Origin of the sequence: Leifsonia sp. (genome assembly GCF_051955155.1) — a bacterium.
In the GTDB taxonomy this organism is placed as follows: Bacteria; Actinomycetota; Actinomycetes; order Actinomycetales; family Microbacteriaceae; genus Leifsonia.
Genome location: NZ_JBQCGZ010000051.1, coordinates 1 through 20,197 on the forward strand (window position 1 = coordinate 1; position 20,197 = coordinate 20,197).

At 71.6% G+C, this 20,197-nt stretch carries 16 protein-coding genes; 11 read left to right on the top strand and 5 right to left on the bottom strand.

All coding sequences use genetic code 11. The features are described from left to right. Window positions 1–263: 263 nt before the first annotated feature. The 3 genes from ACTHMF_RS04900 to ACTHMF_RS04910 form a co-directional block, all read right to left on the bottom strand. Complete coding sequence (locus ACTHMF_RS04900) at window positions 264–1,694, bottom strand: xylulokinase (protein WP_440316535.1); 1,431 nt, start codon at window positions 1,692–1,694, stop codon at window positions 264–266. A gap of 41 nt (window positions 1,695–1,735) precedes the next feature. Further along, the gene (gene xylA, locus ACTHMF_RS04905) at window positions 1,736–2,929 is read right to left on the bottom strand and encodes a xylose isomerase (protein WP_440316536.1); all 1,194 of its coding nucleotides are present in this window, start codon (window positions 2,927–2,929) and stop codon (window positions 1,736–1,738) included. A gap of 112 nt (window positions 2,930–3,041) precedes the next feature. After that, window positions 3,042–4,007, bottom strand: a complete 966-nt coding sequence (locus tag ACTHMF_RS04910) for an acetylxylan esterase (RefSeq protein WP_440316537.1) — start codon at window positions 4,005–4,007, stop codon at window positions 3,042–3,044. A 212-nt stretch (window positions 4,008–4,219) separates the two neighbouring features. On the opposite strand from ACTHMF_RS04910, the gene ACTHMF_RS04915 reads away from it, so the two are divergent. Genes ACTHMF_RS04915 through ACTHMF_RS04930 form a run of 4 tightly spaced genes read left to right on the top strand, consistent with a single transcriptional unit; the run spans window position 4,220 to window position 8,400 of the window. After that, the gene (locus ACTHMF_RS04915) at window positions 4,220–5,416 is read left to right on the top strand and encodes a Gfo/Idh/MocA family protein (protein ID WP_440316538.1); all 1,197 of its coding nucleotides are present in this window, start codon (window positions 4,220–4,222) and stop codon (window positions 5,414–5,416) included. Further along, window positions 5,413–6,105 carry a ThuA domain-containing protein gene (locus ACTHMF_RS04920; RefSeq protein ID WP_440316539.1) on the top strand — a complete coding sequence of 231 codons (693 nt, stop codon included), beginning with the start codon at window positions 5,413–5,415 and terminating at the stop codon, window positions 6,103–6,105. The genes ACTHMF_RS04915 and ACTHMF_RS04920 overlap by 4 nt, the downstream gene beginning before the upstream one ends. Continuing rightward, entirely contained in the window at window positions 6,090–7,187 is a 1,098-nt protein-coding gene (locus tag ACTHMF_RS04925; protein WP_440316540.1) for a Gfo/Idh/MocA family protein, read from the top strand. The genes ACTHMF_RS04920 and ACTHMF_RS04925 overlap by 16 nt, the downstream gene beginning before the upstream one ends. Before the next feature lie 19 nt (window positions 7,188–7,206). Then, window positions 7,207–8,400, top strand: a complete 1,194-nt coding sequence (locus ACTHMF_RS04930) for an ROK family transcriptional regulator (RefSeq protein ID WP_440316541.1) — start codon at window positions 7,207–7,209, stop codon at window positions 8,398–8,400. A gap of 57 nt (window positions 8,401–8,457) precedes the next feature. On the opposite strand, the gene ACTHMF_RS04935 is transcribed toward ACTHMF_RS04930, so the two are convergent. After that, window positions 8,458–9,627 carry a threonine aldolase family protein gene (locus ACTHMF_RS04935; protein WP_440316542.1) on the bottom strand — a complete coding sequence of 390 codons (1,170 nt, stop codon included), beginning with the start codon at window positions 9,625–9,627 and terminating at the stop codon, window positions 8,458–8,460. Window positions 9,628–9,819: 192 nt separating this feature from the next. Between ACTHMF_RS04935 and ACTHMF_RS04940 the strand changes: the two genes are divergently transcribed. The 7 genes from ACTHMF_RS04940 (at window position 9,820) to ACTHMF_RS04970 (ending at window position 18,923) form a co-directional block, all read left to right on the top strand. After that, complete coding sequence (locus ACTHMF_RS04940; RefSeq protein WP_314147223.1) at window positions 9,820–11,130, top strand: ABC transporter substrate-binding protein; 1,311 nt, start codon at window positions 9,820–9,822, stop codon at window positions 11,128–11,130. A gap of 83 nt (window positions 11,131–11,213) precedes the next feature. Next, window positions 11,214–12,164 (top strand): carbohydrate ABC transporter permease, encoded by a 951-nt coding sequence (locus ACTHMF_RS04945; RefSeq protein WP_314147224.1) that lies wholly within the window; start codon window positions 11,214–11,216, stop codon window positions 12,162–12,164. Next, window positions 12,164–13,060 carry a carbohydrate ABC transporter permease gene (locus tag ACTHMF_RS04950; RefSeq protein WP_314147225.1) on the top strand — a complete coding sequence of 299 codons (897 nt, stop codon included), beginning with the start codon at window positions 12,164–12,166 and terminating at the stop codon, window positions 13,058–13,060. Before ACTHMF_RS04945 ends, ACTHMF_RS04950 begins: the two co-directional genes overlap by 1 nt. Further along, entirely contained in the window at window positions 13,061–15,319 is a 2,259-nt protein-coding gene (gene yicI / locus ACTHMF_RS04955; protein WP_440316543.1) for an alpha-xylosidase, read from the top strand. A gap of 16 nt (window positions 15,320–15,335) precedes the next feature. Continuing rightward, a complete protein-coding gene (locus ACTHMF_RS04960) occupies window positions 15,336–16,520 on the top strand; it encodes an ROK family transcriptional regulator (RefSeq protein ID WP_440316544.1) in 1,185 nt (394 codons plus the stop codon). Window positions 16,521–16,953: 433 nt separating this feature from the next. Next, window positions 16,954–18,183 (top strand): multidrug effflux MFS transporter, encoded by a 1,230-nt coding sequence (locus tag ACTHMF_RS04965; RefSeq protein ID WP_440316545.1) that lies wholly within the window; start codon window positions 16,954–16,956, stop codon window positions 18,181–18,183. Between the two features lie 32 nt (window positions 18,184–18,215). Next, complete coding sequence (locus ACTHMF_RS04970) at window positions 18,216–18,923, top strand: phosphatase PAP2 family protein (protein ID WP_314147229.1); 708 nt, start codon at window positions 18,216–18,218, stop codon at window positions 18,921–18,923. 63 nt (window positions 18,924–18,986) lie between these two features. Here ACTHMF_RS04970 and ACTHMF_RS04975 read toward each other — a convergent pair whose 3' ends face one another. Then, complete coding sequence (locus tag ACTHMF_RS04975) at window positions 18,987–20,192, bottom strand: Gfo/Idh/MocA family protein (protein WP_440316546.1); 1,206 nt, start codon at window positions 20,190–20,192, stop codon at window positions 18,987–18,989. Window positions 20,193–20,197: the final 5 nt, after the last annotated feature.

Below are 20,197 nucleotides of genomic sequence, written 5' to 3' on the forward strand. Positions count from 1 at the left end.
CGGGCGGCGTGGCCGCGGCGCGCGCCGCCCCCTGCCGCGGGGCCCGCGCGGCGGGCCCCCCCCTCGCGCGGGCCCACTCCACCCGCGTGGCGCCCGCAACTCCGGAAGCGCCCCACGACACGCCGCCGAACGCTCCGTAACGCGGACGTTCGAAACGGAGGACATCCACCCCGTGAACCCTGCAAAGCGCACGAAAGGGAGGACATCCGGGCCGGATACGGCCGGATGTCCTCCCGAACGAACGCGCAGAGCCCGCGGGCCCTCTAGCCCGCGCGCGCCGCGGCGTACTGCTGCCGGATCACCGGACGGGTGTCCACCGGCAGCGGCTCCGCCGCCTCCACCGTCCAGCGCGGCCGCGAACCGGTCAGCGCCCACGCGGCCTGCACCGCGCCGCCGTCGGCCACGTACTCGCCCGGCGCCGGCACGACCACGGGTGCGTCGAAGACCTGCGCGGCCACCGTGGCCACCGCGGGGTTCTGTGCGGCGCCGCCGATGAGCAGGATGCGCCGCTCGCGGACGCCGACCCCGCGCACGGCGTCGAGGCCGTCCGCGAGCCCGCACAGCATCCCCTCGATCGCCGCGCGCGCCAGGTTGGGCTGGTTGGTGGAGGCGAGGGTCAGGCCGTGCAGTGCGGCCTTCGCGTCCGGGAGATTCGGCGTGCGCTCGCCCTCGAAGTAGGGCACCAGCACGACGCCGCCCGCCCCCGGCTCGGCGGAGAGCGCCAGTGCGGCGAGCCCGGCGTGGTCGGTGCCGAGCAGCCCCGCGATGGAGTCGAGCACCCGCGCGGCGTTGAGGGTCGCGATCAGCGGCAGGGACAGGCCGCTCGCGTCGGCGAAGCCGGCGACGGTCCCGGACGCATCGGCCACCGGGGCGTCGGTCACCGCGAAGACGGTCCCGGAGGTGCCGATCGAGACCACCACGTCGCCGTCGGCGGCACCGAGGCCGCGGGCGGCGCCGGCGTTGTCGCCGGCGCCGGGACCGACCAGCACGCCGGACGGGGTGCGCCCGGCGGACTCGCCCGGTCCCAGCACGCGCGGCAGCACAACGCCGGCGCCCGCCGACCCGGCCTCGCGCCCCGTCCGGCCGAGCGCGCGCTCGAATAGGTCGACGTCGTACGCGCCCGCCGCCGCTCCCCAGTACGCGGTCCCGCTCGCGTCGGAACGGTCCGTGGTCAGCGCCTCCAGGTCGGGCCCGAGCGGGCTCTTGCCCTCCGGACCGTAGCCGCGCAGCCGCCAGGTGAGCCAGTCGTGCGGGAGCGCGACGGCGGCGACGCGGGCCGCGTTCTCCGGCTCCGCATCCCGCAGCCAGCGCAGCTTGGTCGCGGTGAAGGAGGCGACGGGGACGACGCCCACCCGGCGCGCGTACGCGTCGGCGCCGACCTCGTCGATCAGGTCGCGCGCCGCCTGCGCGCTGCGGGTGTCGTTCCAGAGCAGGGCGTCGCGGATGACGCGGCCGTCCGCGTCCAGCACGACCATGCCGTGCTGCTGGCCGGCGACCGAGATCGCCGCGACGTCGTCGAGGCCGCCCGCGTCCTCGATCGCGGCGGTCAGCGCGTCCCACCAGGCGGCCGGGTCGACCTCGGTCCCGCCGGGATGCGCGGCGCGTCCCGAGCGCACCAGGGCGCCGCTCTCCAGGTCGCGGACGACCACCTTGCAGCTCTGCGTGGAGGAGTCCACTCCCGCAACGTAGGTCACAGCGTTCTCACTTCGGTGTGGGTGGACCGATGGATAGGGGGTCAGCCGCGGGCGCCGAGCAGGTGCTCCAGCGCCAGCTGCTGCAGGCGCACGAAGCCGAAGCCCTTGCCGCCGAAGTACGCGCTCGCGTCGAAGTCCTCGAACGCGCTGCGGTCGGCGAGCAGGTCGTCGTAGCTCTCGCCGTCGCCGAGCGTCGGGCGGGACAGCTCGGTGACCTTGGACGCCTCCAGCGCCTCCTGCACCTCGGGGTTGGCGCGGAACGCGGCCGCGCGCTCCTTCAGCAGCAGGTAGGTGCGCATGTTGGCCGCCGCGGAGTCCCAGACGCCGGTGATGTCCTCGGTGCGGGACGGCTTGTAGTCGAAGTGGCGCGGGCCGTCGTAGGCCGGGCCGCCGTTCGGGCCGCCGTTCTCGAGCAGGTCGACGAGCGCGAAGGCGTTCTGCAGGTCGCCGTGGCCGAACACGAGGTCCTGGTCGTACTTGATGCCGCGCTGGCCGTTGAGGTCGATGTGGTAGAGCTTGCCGTGGTACAGCGCCTGCGCGATCCCGGCCGCGAAGTTCAGGCCGGCCATCTGCTCGTGGCCCACCTCGGGGTTGAGGCCGACCAGCTCGGGACGCTCCAGCGAGTTGATGAAGGCGAGCGCGTGACCGACGGTCGGCAGCAGGATGTCGCCGCGCGGCTCGTTCGGCTTCGGCTCGATCGCGAAGCGGATGTCGTAGCCCTTGTCGGTCACGTAGTCGCCGAGCAGGTTGACGGCCTCGCGGTAGCGCTCGAGCGCCGCCTGGATGTTCTTGGCCGAGTCGTACTCCGCGCCCTCGCGGCCGCCCCACATCACGAAGGTCTTGGCGCCGAGCTCGGCGGCGAGGTCGATGTTGCGGAGCACCTTGCGCAGCGCGAAGCGGCGGACGGCGCGGTCGTTGGAGGTGAAGCCGCCGTCCTTGAACACGGGCGCGCTGAACAGGTTGGTGGTGACCATCGGCACGATGAGGCCGGTGTCGGCGAGCGCCTGCTTGAGGCGGTCGATCTGGGTCTGGCGCTCGGCGTCGGTCGAGCCGAACGCGAAGAGGTCGTCGTCGTGGAAGGTGAGGCCGTACGCGCCCAGCTCGCTGAGCCTGGTCACCGCCTCCACCACGTCGAGCTGCGGCCGGGTCGGGCCGCCGAACGGGTCGGTGCCGTTGTAGCCGATGGTCCAGAGGCCGAACGAGAACTTGTCGGCGCGGGTGGGGGTGAGGCTCATGGGGTTTCCTTCAGCGTCGTCGGTGATTTGTTGTTTCATTCAACTTATACCAGCGACGACGCCTCTCCTGCAATCCCTCCCGGAGGTGTCACGGCGGGGAGGGGACGCGCGCTCAGAGCCGCGACGCCAGCCAGGCGGCCTGCTTCTGCCACTGCACCGCCGCGCCGCCCTCGTGGTCGTTGTACGGGTACACCTCGATCGCGCGGTCCTCCGCCGCCAGGTGGTTGTAGGCCGCGAACGTCGTGGACGGCGGCACCACGGCATCCATCAGCGCCACGGAGAACAGCGAGGGCGCGTGGATGCGGCGCGCGAAGTTCACGCCGTCGAAGTACGAGAGCGTGCGGAACACACGGTCCACCTGGTCGCGGTGCACGGAGAGGTAGGTGGCGAGCTCCAGGAACGGTCCGCCGATCGCGACCTCGGCCCCGCGGCGGTACGCGCAGAGGAACGCGACGTCCGGGAGCACGGCCTGCACGTCGGCCAGCGCGCCGGCGGCGAGGGCGATGCCGCCGCCCTGGCTGCCGCCGGTGACGGCCACCCTGCCCGCGTCGACGAACGGCAGCGCCCTGGCCGCATCCACCGCGCGCACCGCATCCGTGAACACCCGGCGGTAGAAGTGCTCGGCCGGGTCGTGGATGCCCCTGGTCATGAAGCCCGCGGTCGCGGGTCCGGAGCCGTGCGGGTCGGGCGTCGCGCCGCCGGTTCCCCAGCCGCTGCCCTGGCCGCGGGTGTCCATGAACACGTGCACGTAGCCGGCGAGGGCCCACAGCACGTTCTCGCCCGGCAGGCCGCGGCCGCCGTTGTAGCCCTGGTACTGGACGACGGCCGGCAGCGGGCCCGCGGCGTCCTTCGGCCGGGACACCCACGCCCGGACGGGCTCGCCCCCGAAGCCGGGGAAGGTCAGGTCCTCGATCGTCAGCTGGGTCACCGGCGTCTCGGCCGGCCGCAGCTCCGCGTCCCCGCCCGCCGCCCTGGCCTCGGCGACGGTGGCGGCCCAGAACGCGTCGAAATCGGCCGGCTCCTCCACCTCCGGCCGGAACGCGGACAGCTCGGACAGGGTCAGGTCGGTGAGAGGCATGGTCGTCATTCTGGCACCCGCCCCGATCGGCCGCCGCCATCCGTTCCGGAGTTGTTCACGCGAAACGCCGAGAGCGAGCGTGAAGAACTCCGGAAGCGATGGCGGGGTGGTGTCGAAACTTTCGAATCGGCGGGCCGGAACTTGCGGGGCCTCCGAGCGCGTGGGTACGTTCTGACGCGGACAGCACGGACCGGATGCGCGAAGGAGCGAGGATGAGGCAGAGGCCGGACCTGCGGGTCGCCATGATCGGGTGCGGGTTCATGGGCGCCGCGCACTCGCAGGGCTGGCGGGTCGCCCCGCGGTTCTTCGACATGGCCGCCGAGCCGGTGATGGACACCATCGTCGGGCGGGATGCCGCGCGCGTCGAGGACGCCCGCGCCCGGTTCGGCTGGCGGCGCGCGGCGACCGACTGGCGGCAGGTGGTCGACGACCCGGAGATCGACGTGATCGACATCTGCTCGCCCGGCTCCTCGCACGCCGAGATCGCGATCGCGGCCCTCGACGCCGGCAAGCACGTCCTGTGCGAGAAGCCGCTCGCGAACACGGTGCGCGAGGCCGAGGAGATGACCACCGCCGCCGAGCGCGCCGCCACGCGCGGCGTGCGCTCGATGGTGGGTTTCAGCTACCGCAGGGTCCCCGCGATCGGGTTCGCGCGCCGCCTCGTCGCGGAGGGCCGCCTCGGCGCCATCCGCCAGGTGCGCGCGCTCTACCTGCAGGACTGGCTCTCGGACGAGAACGGCCCGATGACGTGGCGGCTCGACAGGGAGGCCGCCGGCTCCGGCTCGCTCGGCGACATCGGCGCGCACGCGATCGACCTGGTCGAGCACCTCACCGGCTCCCGGCTGACCGGCGTCTCCGGCACGCTGGCGACGTTCGTCGACGAGCGGCCGCTGCTCGGCGAGACGGTCGGGCTCTCCGGCACGGCCTCCGAGCAGCGCGGCCGGGTGACGGTGGACGACGCCGCCTGGTTTACGGCCCGGCTCGCGGACGGCGCCGCCGACGGCGCGATCGGCGCGTTCGAGGCGACCCGCTACGCCACCGGCCGCAAGAACGCGCTGCGCATCGAGCTGAGCGGCTCGCGCGGCGCGATCGCGTTCGACCTGGAGGAGATGAACGAGCTGCAGTTCTACGACGCGACCGCGCCGGCCGGGGAGCAGGGCTTCACGCGCATCCTCGTGACCGAGCCGGAGCATCCCTACATGGCGAACTGGTGGCCGACCGGGCACGCGATCGGTTACGAGCACGCGTTCAGCCACGAGGTGAAGGACTTCGTCGACGCGGTGACAGAAAGCCGCGACCCGGAGCCGTCGTTCGCGGACGGCCTGCACGTGCAGCGGGTGCTGGACGCGGTCGAGCGCAGCGCCGCGGCGGGCAGCGCGTGGACGAGCACGGACGGAGCGGCGGCATGAGCAGGCAGGCGCTGATCGTCCGCGGCGGCTGGGACGGGCACATGCCGGTGGAGACCACCGACCTGTTCGTCCCGTTCCTGCGCGAGAACGGCTTCGACGTCCGGGTGGAGGAGGGCACGCGTGTCTACGCGGACGAGTCGTTCATGCCGACGGTGGACCTCGTCGTCCAGGTGAACACCATGAGCAGCATCGAGCCGGACGAGTTCGCCGGGCTGCAGCGCGCGGTCCTCGGCGGCACCGGAATGGCCGGCTGGCACGGCGGGATCGCCGACGCGTACCGGGACAACGCCGACTACCTGCATATGATCGGCGGCCAGTTCGCGCACCACGCGGGCAAGGACCCGGCCGAGCGGACGGGCGAGCAGTCGGACAACTACATCCCGTACACCGTCCACATCACCGAGTACGGCAGGACGCATCCCATCATGCAGGGCATCGAGGACTTCGACCTCGTCACCGAGCAGTACTGGGTGCTCTCCGACGAGTACAACGACGTCCTCGCGACCACAACGCAGGAGGTGCGGCCGTGGGACGCTTGGAACCGGCCGGTGACCGCCCCGGCGATCTGGACCAGGCAATGGGGGAAGGGCCGGATCTTCGTCTCCGCGCCCGGCCACCGGCTGGAGATCGTCGCGAGCGAGCCGGTGCGCACCATCATCGAGAGGGGCATGCTGTGGGCGGTGCGCTGAACGTCGGCGTCATCGGGGTCGGCAACATCAGCCGGCAGTACTTCGCCGAGCTGCCGAAGCTGCCGAATCTGCGGCTGCTCGCGGTCGCCGACCTGGACCGGGAGCGCTCGCGGGCTGTCGCGGCCGAGCAGGGCGTCCAGGCGCTCACGGTGGATGCGCTGCTCGCGCACCCGGACGTCGACGCCGTGCTGAACCTCACCCTCCCGCAGGCGCACGCAGAGGTGGCGCTGCTGGCCCTGGACGCCGGCAAGCACGTGTACGGCGAGAAGCCGCTCGCGCTGGCGACCGCGGAGGCGCGGCCGGTGCTGGAGCGTGCGGAGCGGCTCGGCCTGCGCGTCGGCAGCGCGCCGGACACGGTGCTCGGCACGGGCATCCAGACCGCACGGGCGCTGCTCGACGACGGCGCGATCGGCGTGCCGCTCGGCGCCGCCGTCGCCTGGAACGCGCCGGGCCACGAGCTGTGGCATCCCGCTCCCGCGTTCTACTACCAGCCGGGCGCCGGCCCGCTGTTCGACATGGGGCCGTACTACCTGACCGCTCTCGTCACGTTCTTCGGGCCGGTCGTGCGCGTCTCCGGCGCCTCCGCGCGGTCGGCCAGGGAGCGCACCGTCGCGACCGGGCCGCTCGCCGGGACGAGCATCCCCGTCGACGTCGACACGCACGTCACCGCGATCCTGGAGCACGCGTCCGGGGTGATCTCGACGGTCACCGTGTCGTTCGAGGTGTGGGCGTCGAACGTCCCGCTGTTCGAGGTGTACGGAACGGAGGGCACGCTGTCCGTGCCCGACCCGAACCAGTTCTCGGCGCCCGTCGCCGTCGCGTCGGCGGCGGACCGGACGTTCCGGGAGGTGCCCGTCGCGGGCGGCTACGCGGACGCCGGCCGCGGCTTCGGGCTCTCCGACCTGGCCCGCGCGATCGAGACGGACCGCCCGCACCGCGCCTCCGGCACGCTCGCCTTCCACGTGCTGGAGATCATGGAGGCGGTGCTCGACGCGAGCGCCAGGCACGAGGTGATCGCCCTCTCGCCCGCCGTCGACCGGCCGGAGCCGGTTCCGCTCGGGGCGCGACCGGACCGGTGGTGAGCCGGGCTATTGTCATGTCATGTCCGCCTCTGAGCTCAGCACCGTTCGCCACGCGACCGGTGGCGCGACGGAGGCGCTCCGCCGCAGCAACCTCGCGACGGTGCTCGGGCTCGTCCATCGGGAGGGCGCGCTCTCGCGCAGCGAGCTGACCAGGAGGACCGGGCTGAACCGCTCCACCGTCGGCGACCTGGTCGGCGAACTCGCCCGCCTGCACCTGGTCGAGGTGGACGAGGCGCCGGCCGCGGGAGGCCGCGGACGGCCGAGCCCCGTGGTGCGCGTCACCGACTCGGTCGCGGCGGTCGCGGTGAACCCCGAGGTGGATGCGGTGCTCGTCGGCCTGGTCGGCCTGGGCGGCCGCGTGCTCAAGAAGGTGCGGATCGAGACCTCGGCGGCGCGGTCCGTCGGCGACGTGGTGACGCTCGCCTCGGCCGGCATCGCCGGGATGCTGGCGGGGGAGTCCCGCACGCTGATCGCCGGCATCGGGATCGCCGTGCCCGGTCAGGTGCGCCTGTCGGACGGCATGGTCAAGGAGGCGACGCACTTCGGCTGGGTGGACGAGCCGCTCGCCGAGCTGCTCGGCGCGGCGACCGGGCTGCGCGCCTGGGCCGCGAACGCGGCCGTGCTCGCGCTGCGCGCGGAGAGCGCCTTCGGCGCCGGCCGCGGCGTGGACGACCTCGTCTACATGATCGGCGGCGCGTCCGGCATCGGCGGCGGGGCGATCAGCGGTGGCCGGCTGCTGACCGGGGCCGCCGGCTACGCGGGCGAGTTCGGCCACACGTTCGTGGCGACGGACGGCCACGCCTGCTCGTGCGGGTCCCGCGGCTGCCTGGAGGCGGAGGTCACGCAGGCCGAGCTGCTGGCGGCGGTCGGGCTCGGCTCCGCCGACGCCGCCGACCTCGGCGACCGCCTAGTCGCGACCGAGGATCCGGCCGCGCTGGCCGTCGTGCGGCGCGCCTACGACCACCTGCGGATCGCGGCGAGGAGCGCCGTGAACGTCTTCAACCCGTCGGTCGTCGTCCTGAGCGGCTTCCTCGCCGCGCTGCACCGCGGGGCGAGCGCGCACGGCGCCGCCGACCTGCTCGGCGACGTCGTCCGCTCCTCGCGGGCCGGGGTCCAGGTGGTGGAGGCGCAGCTCGGCGCCGACCAGCTGCTCGTCGGCGCCGCCGAACTCGTCTTCGCCGACCTCATCGCCGACCCCGCCCGAGCCCTCTAACCCCCCCTCCGAAACCGCCGAGTACGCAGATAATCCGCGTACTCGACCGTTTCGGGGCTACTTTCTGCGTACTCGCGGGGCGGGGTGCGGATGCTGGGCGAGGCGTTCGGCGCGCGCGAGGACGCGGCGGCCGGCGGCGGTGACCTCGGCAGCGGTCCAGGCGAGCGCCTCGTCGCGGATCGTCGCCTCCGCGACGGCGCGGCCCGTGCCGTCGGTCCACCAGCCGTGCAGCCAGCGTTCCCCCGTCTCCTCCAGATCCTCGAGCACGGCCCGGTTGATGGCGTCGGCCGGGAGGTCGGCATACACCCAGAACTCGTCGATGTGCGGCGGGTCCGGCGTCACCCGGATCCCGGGGAGGGCGGACAGACCCTCGGCGACCGCGGCGGCGTGCCGCGTCCAGGCGGGGATCCGGTCGAGGCGCGCGTCGAGCCCGTCGAGCGCCGCGACGATCGCGGGGAACTGGCGGTAGACGTCGCCGCCGAACCGGGTCCGCCACGTCCGTGCCTCGGCGATCAGCCCGGGGTCGCCGGCGATCGCCGCGCCGGAGAGGCCGCCGACCGCCTTGTACAGCGACACGGAGACGGACGACGCGTGCGCGGCGATCTCGGGGAGCGGGCGGCCGAAGGCGGGCCCGGTCTCCCAGAGCCGCGCGCCGTCGATGTGGAGCGGGATGCCCCTGCGGCGGGCCGCGGCCGCGAACGCGACGTACTCCTCCCAGGTCGGGAGCACGTAGCCGAGCTCCTGCAGCGGCAGCTCGATCACGGCGGCGGCGAGGGGGCCCGGCACCGCATCCAGCTCGGCGGCGGTGGGATGCCGTGGCTCGAGCGTCGGGTGCACCGGCTCCAGCCGGCTCAGCTCCCGCAGCGCGTCCTCCTCCTGCAGCTGCGTGTGCTGGAGCGGGTGCACGGCGACGCGCGGCGTCCCCTCTCGCGCGGCCCAGGCCAGCAGGACCGCCTGCTGCGCCATCACCCCGGTCGGGAACCACAGGGCGGACGGGGTGCCGAGCAGCTCGGCGACGCGCGCCTCCAGCCGGCCGACGATCCCGTCGCCGTACGTGTCGACGGGCTCGGCCGTCGCGGTATGAGGAGAGGCCGCGAGGGCCGCGAGCTGCTCCGCCGCGGTCGCCGGCCGCTCGTTGGAGAGCAGCCGGCGCGCGCTCCGGGACGCCGTCCACAGCCGCTGCCGTCGGGTGGGTCCCGCCGGTCCGTTCTGCACGCCATCGGTCATGCGGCTACCCTACCGGCGCCTATTGTTGTGCATCCGAACTAATTAATAATCGTTGTAATGACAGCGAGTGCGCCGCAAAGCCGTGCTTGCATTCTCCCGAAACCTCCTTTATGTTGTGTTCGTCAACAAATTGCATCGGAGTGGCTGCGAGGCCTGCAGACGCGCGTCCACTCCACTACAAGGAGGTAAACGATGCGCAAGAGGCACCTCGCATTCGGCGCGATCCTGGCCGCCGGTGCGCTGCTGCTCGCTGGATGCTCCAGCGCGTCCGACGCGGGATCCGACAGCACGGACGGCACAGGCAAGACGCTCACCCTCTGGCACTACGAGGGCGAGGACTCCGCGATGGGCAAGGCCTGGGCGCAGGCCATCACCGACTTCGAGAAGGAGACCGGCGCGAAGGTGAAGTTCGAGGCGAAGAGCTTCGAGCAGATCCGCTCCACCGCCTCCCAGGTGCTCAACTCCAACGAGGCGCCCGACATCCTCGAGTACAACAAGGGCAACGCCACCGCCGGCCTCCTCGCCAGCCAGGGCCTGCTCACCAACCTCGACGACGCCGTGAAGAAGTACGGCTGGGACAAGAAGCTCGCCTCCAGCCTGCAGACCACCGCGAAGTACGACGACAAGGGCATCATGGGCTCCGGCTCCTGGTACGGCGTCCCGAACTACGGCGAGTACGTCGAGGTCTACTACAACAAGGACATGTTCGCGAAGTACGGCGTCGAGGTCCCGAAGACCTACGACGAGTTCGTCGCCGCCCTGCAGAAGTTCGCCGACGCCGGGGTCACCCCGCTCGCCGAGTCCGCCGCCGAGTACCCGCTCGGCCAGCTCTGGTACCAGCTCGCGCTGACCAAGGCCGACCGCTCCTGGGTGGACGACTACCAGCTCTACAAGGGAAAGGTCGACTGGAAGGGCCCGGAGCTCAGCCACGCCACCGAGACCATCGACGACTGGGTGAAGAAGGGGTACATCTCCAAGGACTCCTCCGGGCTCAAGGCCGAGGACGCCGGGACCGCCTTCATCGCGGGCAAGTACCCGATCTTCTTCTCCGGCAGCTGGTGGTACGGCCGCTTCCAGAGCGAGATCACGAAGTACCAGTGGGGCACGTTCCTGTTCCCCGGCGCGAAGATGTCGCCCGGCTCCGCCGGCAACATGTGGGTCGTCCCGGAGAACGCCAAGAACAAGGGCCTGGCCGAGAAGTTCATCGACATCACGATGAGCGACAAGATCCAGGCGCTGCTCGGCAACAACGGCGGCGTCCCGGTCGCGGCCAAGACCAGCGACATCACCGACGAGAAGTCGAAGGACCTGATCGCCAACTTCAATACCCTGACCGGTGAGGACGGCATCGCGTTCTACCCCGACTGGCCCACCCCGACCTTCTATGACCAGCTGAACGCCGGCCTGCAGGAGCTCGTGAACGGCAGCAAGGATCCCGCCGCGGTGAACAAGGAGCTCGGCTCCGAGTACCAGGACGGCGTCGACCAGATCGTCAACCAGTAACAAGCCATCGCGTCCGGAGCCCTGCACGCCGACACATCCGTGGAAGCGTGCAGGACTCCGGGACGGACGGCGACGGAGGAAAGATGAGCGTGATGACGGCGCGCCCGGCGCGGAAACGCAGCGAGGCGCTGCTCCCCGACAGCGGTCGCGGGTCGTTCTGGTGGTACCTGCTGCCGGGCTTCGTCCTGCTGGCGGTGATCGTGCTGATCCCGCTGGTGTGGAACATCTACCTGAGCTTCACGAGCTACCGGGGCATCCGGCCGCCGAAGTTCATCGGGCTGACCAACTGGCAGCGGCTGCTCGCCGACGACAAGTTCTGGACCTCGTTCGGCAACTCGATCGCGATGATCGTGGCGATGGTCGTCATCCCGACGCTCGTCGGCCTGGTGCTCGCGGCGATGCTGTTCGACCTGGTCGGCAAGAAGTTCGGCGGCAGGCTCGCCAGCTTCCTGCGTGCCACGTACTACCTGCCGCAGATCCTCCCGGTCGTCATCGCGGCGATCGTCATCGGCTGGATCCTGCGGCCGGACAACGGCGCACTCAACCAGATCCTCGCCGCGATCGGCCTCGGCGACCTGCAGCACAACTGGCTCGGCAGCCCGGACACCGCGCTCGCGTCGATCATGGCGGTGATGGTCTGGGTGCAGATCGGCTATCCGGTCGTCATCTTCATGGCGGCGCTGCAGCGCGTCGACCCGGAGCTGTACGAGGCCGCGGAGCTGGACGGTGCGAACTGGTTCCAGCGCTTCCGCTCGATCACGGTCTCGATCATCCGGCCGGAGATCTTCGTGGTCACCCTCACCTGCACGATCGCGGCGCTCAAGGTGTTCGGCCCGGTCTACACGCTCACCAGGGGCGGCCCCGGCACGGCGACGATGGTGCCCTCCTACTACTCGTACAGCGAGTTCTTCCAGAGCCAGCAGGTCGGCTACGGAGCCACCATCGCGACGGCGCTGACCGTGGTCATCATCGCCGTGTCCATCCTCTTCATCATCGCCCAGAACCGGGCCGAGCGCAGGGAGAACGAGCGCTGATGTCCACCACCCTCTCCCGGCCGACGGGAACGAGCGCCCCGGCCGCGCCGCGCACGCTGAAGCGCCAGAAGCCCAAGAAGACGGCGGCCGACTGGGTGATCCTCGTGGTCGCCATCCTGATCGGCGTCGGGATCGCGTTCCCGTTCCTGCTCATCCTGCTCAACTCGTTCAAGAGCCCCGCCGACTACAACTCCGGCGGCCCGCTGCAGCTGCCGACGCACCTGTACACCGACGGCCTCGTGAACTTCTGGAACCGCGTCGACTTCCCGCAGAAGCTGTGGAACTCGATCTTCATCTCCGGCGTCGTCTCCGTGCTCGCCGTCGTCATCTCGGTGCTGAATGCGTACGCGCTCGGGATCGGCAGGGTCAAGGCGCGCACCTGGATCATCGTGCTGTTCCTGCTGGCGAACATGCTGCCGCAGGAGGCGCTGCTCTACCCGCTGTACTACATGTTCAAGCAGGTCGGCCTGTACGACAACGTGTGGAGCGTCATCATCATCTTCACGGTGATCCAGAGCGCGTTCGGCACCTACTTGCTCTCCAGCGTCTACGGCACTTTCCCGAAGGAGGTGCTCGAGGCGGCGTCGCTGGACGGCGCCGGCCGCTGGCGGATCCTCTGGCGGGTCGTCGTCCCGATCTCGCGGCCGACGCTCAGCGTGCTGCTGATCTTCTTCTTCATCTGGACGTGGAACGAGTTCCTCATCCCGCTCACCTTCCTGGTCTCCAACGACAACCAGACCGTCCCGGTCGCGATCAGCGTGCTCCAGGGCGACCGGCTGATGGATGTGACGACCACCTCCGCGTCGGCGTTGCTGGGACTCATCCCCACGCTCGTCTTCTTCCTCATCTTCCAGCGCACCCTCACGCGCGGCATCACAGCAGGAGCTGTCAAGTAAATGAAGTTCACCGATGGTTTCTGGCAGCTCCGTCCCGGCGTGACGCCGGTGTACGCCCAGGAGGCGTACGACGTCTTCCCCGGGGAGGACACGATCACCGTGACCGCGCCGGGCAAGGTGATCGAGCGCCGCGGCGACACCCTCAACCGGCCGACACTGACCGTGACGATCAGCTCGCCGCTTCCCGATGTGATCGGCGTGCGCGTCGAGCACTGGCAGGGCGGCAGGGACGAGCGCGGATTCGTGCTGAACACCGAGCACGGCCACGTCGAGGTGACCTCCGACGAGGCGTCCGCGAGCCTGCGCTCCGGCGACCTGGTCGCGACCGTGCGGCGCGGCGCGCCGTGGTCGCTGACGTTCTCCGCCCGCGACGCCGACGGCGCCGACCGCGTGCTCACCTCCAGCGGCCACAAGTCGCTCGGCTACCTGACCGTGGAGGGCGAGGGTGCGTTCGTGCACGAGCAGCTGGCGCTGGGCGTCGGCGAGCTCGTCTACGGGCTGGGCGAGCGCTTCGGGCCGCTCGTGAAGAACGGCCAGGTGGTCGACATCTGGAACGCCGACGGCGGAACGTCCAGCGAGCAGGCGTACAAGAACATCCCGTTCTACCTGACCAACCGCGGCTACGGCGTCTTCGTGGACCACCCCGGCCACGTCTCGTACGAGGTCGGCTCGGAGACGGTGGAGCGCGTCCAGTTCTCGGTGCCGGGCGAGAGCCTGCAGTACTACATCGTGAACGGCCCGACGCCGAAGCGGATCCTGGAGCGCTACACCGCGCTCACCGGTCGGCCCGCGTCGGTGCCCGCCTGGTCGTACGGCCTCTGGCTGTCCACCAGCTTCACCACCTCCTACGACGAGGCCACCGTCACCTCGTTCATCGACGGTATGGCCGAGCGCGACCTGCCGCTGTCGGTCTTCCACTTCGACTGCTTCTGGATGCGCGAATTCAACTGGTGCGACTTCGAGTGGGACCCGCGCACCTTCCCCGACCCGGACGGGATGCTGCGCCGCCTGCACGAGAAGGACCTGCGCGTGTGCGTCTGGATCAACCCGTACATCGGCCAGCGCTCGCCGCTGTTCGCCGAGGCGGCCGCCGCCGGGTACCTGGTCAGGCGGGCGAACGGCGACGTCTGGCAGTGGGACCTGTGGCAGGCGGGGATGGGACTGGTCGACTTCACGAACCCCGACGCGACCCGCTGGTACCAGGACAAGCTGCGCGGGCTCATCGCGCAGGGCGTCGACTGCTTCAAGACCGACTTCGGCGAGCGCATCCCGTTGCAGGTCGACTACTTCGACGGGTCGTCGCCCGAGCGGATGCACAACCTCTACACCCAGCTCTACAACGAAGCCGTGTTCGCGGTGCTGCGCGAGGAGCGGGGCGATGGCGACGCGGTGGTGTTCGCCCGCTCGGCGACGGCGGGCGGCCAGACGATGCCCGTGCACTGGGGCGGCGACAACACGTCCTCGTACGAGTCGATGGCCGAGACCCTGCGCGGCGGGCTCTCGCTCGCGTTCAGCGGTTTCGGCTTCTGGAGCCACGACATCGGCGGCTTCGAGGGGACGCCGGACGCGGGCGTCTTCAAGCGCTGGACGGCGTTCGGCCTGCTCTCCAGCCACTCGCGGCTGCACGGCAGCGACTCGGTGCGGGTGCCGTGGGCGTTCGACGAGGAGGCGGTGGAGGTCACGCGTCTCTTCACCAAGCTCAAGCTGCGGCTGATGCCGTACCTGTTCGCCGCCGGCCACGAGGCGCACAGCACCGGCACCCCGGTGATGCGGCCGATGCAGCTGGAGTTCCCCGGCGACCCGGCCGTCGACCACCTGGACCGGCAGTACATGCTCGGCGCCGACCTCCTGGTCGCCCCGGTGTTCTCCGCCTCCGAGGTGGAGTTCTACCTGCCGGACGGGACGTGGACCGAGTACTTCTCCGGCCGCACCGTCGCCGGCGGCCGGTGGCGGCGCGAGACGCATGGCTTCGACAGCATCCCGCTGTACGTGCGGGAGGGCGCCGTCCTGCCGCTCGGCGCGCGCGACGACCGGCCCGATCACGACTACCGGGAGGGCCTGACGCTCGCGGTGTATCCCGGGCCGGACGGGACGCGGGACGTCACGGTCGTGACCCCGGACGGCGAGGTCGCGGAGTACGCGGTGACCCGCGCAGGCGACCGGCTGAGCGCGAGCGGCCCGGCCGGGTTCGCGTTCACGCTGCTCGACGCGGCCACCGGTCGCACGGCCGCCGCCGACGGGGGTACCGCCGAGCTGTAATACAGTACTCGGGACCATGAACGGCAGGACGACGGCGGGGACGAACCTCGACACGGTGCGGCGGCACAACCTCGCGACGGTGCTCGGCATCGTCCACCGCGGCGGTCCCGTCGCGCGCTCGGCGCTCACGCAGGCGACCGGGCTGAACCGCTCGACCATCGGCGCGCTGGTCGCCGAGCTGGCCGAGCTGGGGCTGGTCGTCGAGCGCGACCCGGAGTCGAGCAACCGGGTCGGCCGGTCGTCCCCGGTGATCGCCCCGGACGGCCGGGTCGTCGCGATCGCCGTGAACCCCGAGGTGGATGCGGTGACCGTCGGGGTGGTGGGGCTGGACGCCGTCGTGCACCGGCGCGTGCGCTACCCGACCGGGCACGTCCCGACCGCGCAGGAGGCGGCGGCGATCGCGTCCGCCGTGATCGACGGGCTGCGGCCGGACCTGGGCGCGGCCGCGCGCGTCGTCGGCATCGGCGTCGCGGTCCCCGGCCTGGTCCGCGAGGAGGACGGCGTGGTGCGGCTCGCCCCGCACCTGGAGTGGTCGGAGGAGCCGTTCGCCGCGCAGCTGGCCGAGGCGACCGGGTACCCGGTGCTGGCCGCCAACGACGCGAGCCTCGGCGCGAACGCTGAGCGGCTGTTCGGCGCGGGACGCGGCGCGTCGGAGCTCGTCTACGTGAACGGCGGCGCGTCCGGCATCGGCGCCGGCGTGATCGTCGGCGGGTCGCCGCTCACGGGGATCAGCGGCTACGCCGGCGAGCTCGGCCACACCCTCGTGAACTCGGCGGGCGTCCGCTGCCACTGCGGCGCGATCGGCTGCCTGGAGACCGAGGTGAGCCAGCGCGCGCTGCTCGCCGCGCTCGGCTTGGCCGCCGCCGACCCGGACGAGCTGGCCGGCGCGCTCGCGGCCGCGGTGGCGGCGGGGGATCCGGCGGTGACCGCCGAGGTGGACCGCCAGCTCGGCTTCCTGGCCGTCGCGCTGCGCAACGCGACGAACGTCTTCGACCCGGAGCGGATCGTGCTCGGCGGGTTCCTCGGCGCGCTGCACGAGCTCGCGCCGGACCGCCTCCCGGACCTCGTCGCCGCGCAGGCGCTCGCCGCCTCCGCCGAGACGCTCACGATCACGCGCGCCGCCCTCGGCAGCGACATCCTCATGATCGGCGCCGCCGAGCTCGCCTTCACCCCCCTCCTCGCCGCCCCCGCCGCCCCCTGACCCGCCCGGGCGCCCCGAACCCGCCCCGACCCCGCCCCGGGCCGCCGAGCACAGGAAAACCGTCGCCGCTCGGCGCGATGAGGGACGTTTTTCCTGTGCTCGCGGGCCTGCGCACGTTCACATTTCGGGGCTGGAGGATATAGGATGGGGAGCGTCCCGCGGGTCGAATCGATTCGAGAAGGGACGTGAGCACCGCGCATCGACGCGGTGCTTCTCTGTCGCAACCGTCACCACCGATCGCACCGACGACGCCCACCACTCGGGCGCCGCACCCCTCCACTGCACCGTCGCAGATCGCAGCCCAGGACGGGCGCGCGCGCCGCCCCCCCGGACGCGGCCGCTGCCTGCACCCGTCCCCGGCGCATCCAGCACCGAGAACACCCCGAACCGCACCGACCGCACCGACCACCCCCGACCCAGCAAGGACCTCTTCGTGACCACCGTCGTGCATCCAGGCGACTCGCTCTCCGGCCGTCAGCGCCCGGCGTACATCCTCATCCTCGGCGCCCTGACCGCGCTCGGGCCGTTCACGATCGACACCTACCTGCCCGCTCTGCCGACCCTGCAGGAGGACTTCCAGGTCTCCACCGCGGCCATCCAGCTCACGCTGACGGCCACCACGATCGGCTTCGGCGTCGGCCAGCTGCTGGTGGGGCCGTGGTCGGACAAGATCGGCCGCCGGCTGCCGCTGATCGCCGCGACCGCCGTGCACATCGTGGCCTGCCTCGCCGCGGCCGTCGCCCCGAACGTCGAGCTGCTCGGCGCCGCGCGCGCCCTGCAGGGAATCGGCGCCGCGGCGGGCGGCGTCGTCGCGATGGCGATGGTCCGCGACCTGTTCGGCGGCCGCCCGCTGGTGCGGATGCTGAGCAGGCTCGCGCTCGTCAACGGCCTCGCCCCGGTGCTCGCGCCGGTGATCGGCTCCTGGCTGCTGCTCGTCATGCCCTGGCGCGGCATCTTCGTCGTGCTCGCCTGCTACGGCCTGTTCGTCATCGTCTGCGTCTCGCTCTGGATCGTCGAGACCCTGCCCAAGGCGCGCCGCCACGACGCCGGCCACTCGACCGTCGCCCAGCGCTACAAGTCTGTGCTGAGCGACCGCGTGTTCGTCGGCATCGCCATCGTCGGCGCCGCGAACTTCACCGGCCTGTTCTCCTACCTGTCGTCGAGCTCCTTCATCTTCCAGGAGATCTACCGGTTCAACGCGCAGGAGTACGGCCTGCTGTTCGCCGTGAACTCGATCGGCATCATCATCGGCGTGCAGTCGGCGTCGCGGCTGACCAAGTACTTCGGCCCGCAGTGGATCCTCGCGGTCTCCACGGTCGTGATGTTCCTCTCCTCGGTGGCGATCGTCGTGCTCGACCAGGCCCACGTGGGGCTGTGGGGCACCGCCATCCCGCTGTGGTTCTTCATCGCGGCGTGCGGGTTCGGCTTCCCGTGCGTCCAGGTGCTCGCGCTGAACGGGCACGGCCACGAGGCGGGGACCGCCGCGAGCCTGCTCGGCGCGCTCAACTTCGGCATCGCCGGGATCGTCTCGCCGATCGTCGGCATTCTCGGCGTCGGCAGCGCCGCACCGATGGGCGCTGTCATGGCGATCTGCGCGCTGGTCTCCATTGCCTCGCTGTGGCTGGTCGTCCGCCCGCGGACGGTGCCCGAGCTGGCGCACTGACGGCAGGCGGCCCCCGCAGGTACGGTGGGGGCATGGCGAGCCCAGACGACATCCGCACAGCCAGGGAGGTCAGCAGGCGCTGGCCGCTGATCTCCGCCTCGGTCGGGGTCGGGCTCGTCGTCCTGCTCGGCGCGATCATCGCGCTCCGGCCGCAGGAGCCGTTCGCCGTCGACGCCGAGTGGATGGAGGAGATCGTCGAGCACCGCTCGCCGTTCTGGACCGTCCCCGCGCTGTTCTTCAACTACGTCGGCGGCGGGATCATCGGCTCGGTGATCATCCCGCTCGTCATCTTCCTGCTGCTGCTCGCCTTCCGGCGGCCGTGGGGCGCGACGTTCTTCGCGGTCGCGAGCCTGCTGTCGGTGCTGGCCGTCCAGGTGCTCAAGCACACGGTCGGCCGCGCCCGCCCGACCGACATCCTGGTCGCGGTCGACACCGGTTCATTCCCGTCGGGGCATACGGCGAACGCCGCGACGATGGCGGTGGTGCTCGGGATCCTGTTCCCGCGCGTGTGGGTGTGGTGCGCCGGCGTCGCGTGGGCGGTGCTGATGGCGGTGAGCAGGACCTACCTCGGCGCGCACTGGCTGAGCGACACCATCGGCGGACTGCTCTTGGGCGCCGGCGTCGCGATCATCGTCTGGGCCCCGCTCGCGCACCGCCTCGCCCGGGAGAGTGCCCTCCCGCACCCCTTCCTCCGCGCCCCAGCACCCCAACCCCCGCCCCCGACTCCGCCGAGTACGTAGAAAGTGCGCCCAAAACCGCCGAGTACGCAGAGATTCTGCGTACTCGGCGGTTTGCGGGGTGGGTTAGAGGGAGGTGGGGGCCTCGCCGAAGTCGGGGATGGGGAGGCGTGCGCCGTTCTGCTGGGCGCTCTCGTGGGCGACGATTCCGGGCAGCGTGTAGCGCGCGGCCTGCCAGGCGTTGACCGGCGGGAGGCTGCGCTCGTTCACCGCGCGCACGAAGTCGTCCGCGAGGAAGTGGTGGCTGCCCTCGTGGCCGTTCGTCACGTGGTCGAACTCGCGCGGCAGCCGGGCCCGGTCGTGGATGGGAGCGCTGCCCGAGGTGAACGCGTCCCGCAGCGCGGGGGAGACGTGCGCGAGCGACGGGTCGTCCGGCGAGAGCGTCGGCTTCGGCTGCAGCAGGTCGGTGATGTCGGTCACGCCGTCCTTGTCGGTGCGGTGCGACACCGTCGCGAGCTGCTCGAAGCTGCCCTCGGTCCCGAAGAACCGGAACCGGGACTCGCGGATGTGCGACGGATAGCCCACCCGGCGGAACTCGTTCGTGCGGAACGACCCGCCGCCCGCCACCTCGAACAGCGCCGTCGCGTTGGAGAAGTCGTTGCCGAACATGCTCACCTCGCGGTCGAAGACCCCGTCGCCGCGGTCGTCCACCACGCCGATCGCCGAGACGCTCACGGCGTGCGTCCCCCACGCGCCGAGGATGCCGCCGATCGAATGCGTCGGGTAGAGCAGCGGCGGGTAGCTCGCGGTGGATTTCCACTCCTCGCCCCCGGAGTACCGGTAGGCGTCGTAGAAGCCGAGGTCCATGTCGTGCACGTAGTCGCCCTCGGCGTAGAACACGCGGCCGAACGCGCCCTCCGCGATCTGCGAGCGCGCGTACACGGTGGCCGGGTTGTAGTGGCTGGTCTCGCCCATCATGTAGGTGAGCCCGGTGCGGCGCACCGCGTCGATGATCGCCGCGATCTCGTCCGCGCTGATCGCCATCGGGACGGCCGAGTAGACGTGCTTGCCCGCCTCCAGCGCACGCACCACGAGCGGCCCGTGCGTCCAGCGCTGGGTGAAGATGGCGACGGCGTCCACGCGCGGGTCCTCGAGCGCCGCCTCGAACGACGGGAGGGTCCCGTCCAGGTGGTACTCGGCGTTCAGCCGCTCCGCGCGCTCCGGCAGCAGGTCGGTCGCGTAGACCGCGCTCACACCCGGGTGCAGCGCGAACAGCTTCGCGAACTGACCGGCGAACTGGCCGGCGCCGACCATGGCGATGGAGAAGGTCATGTCAC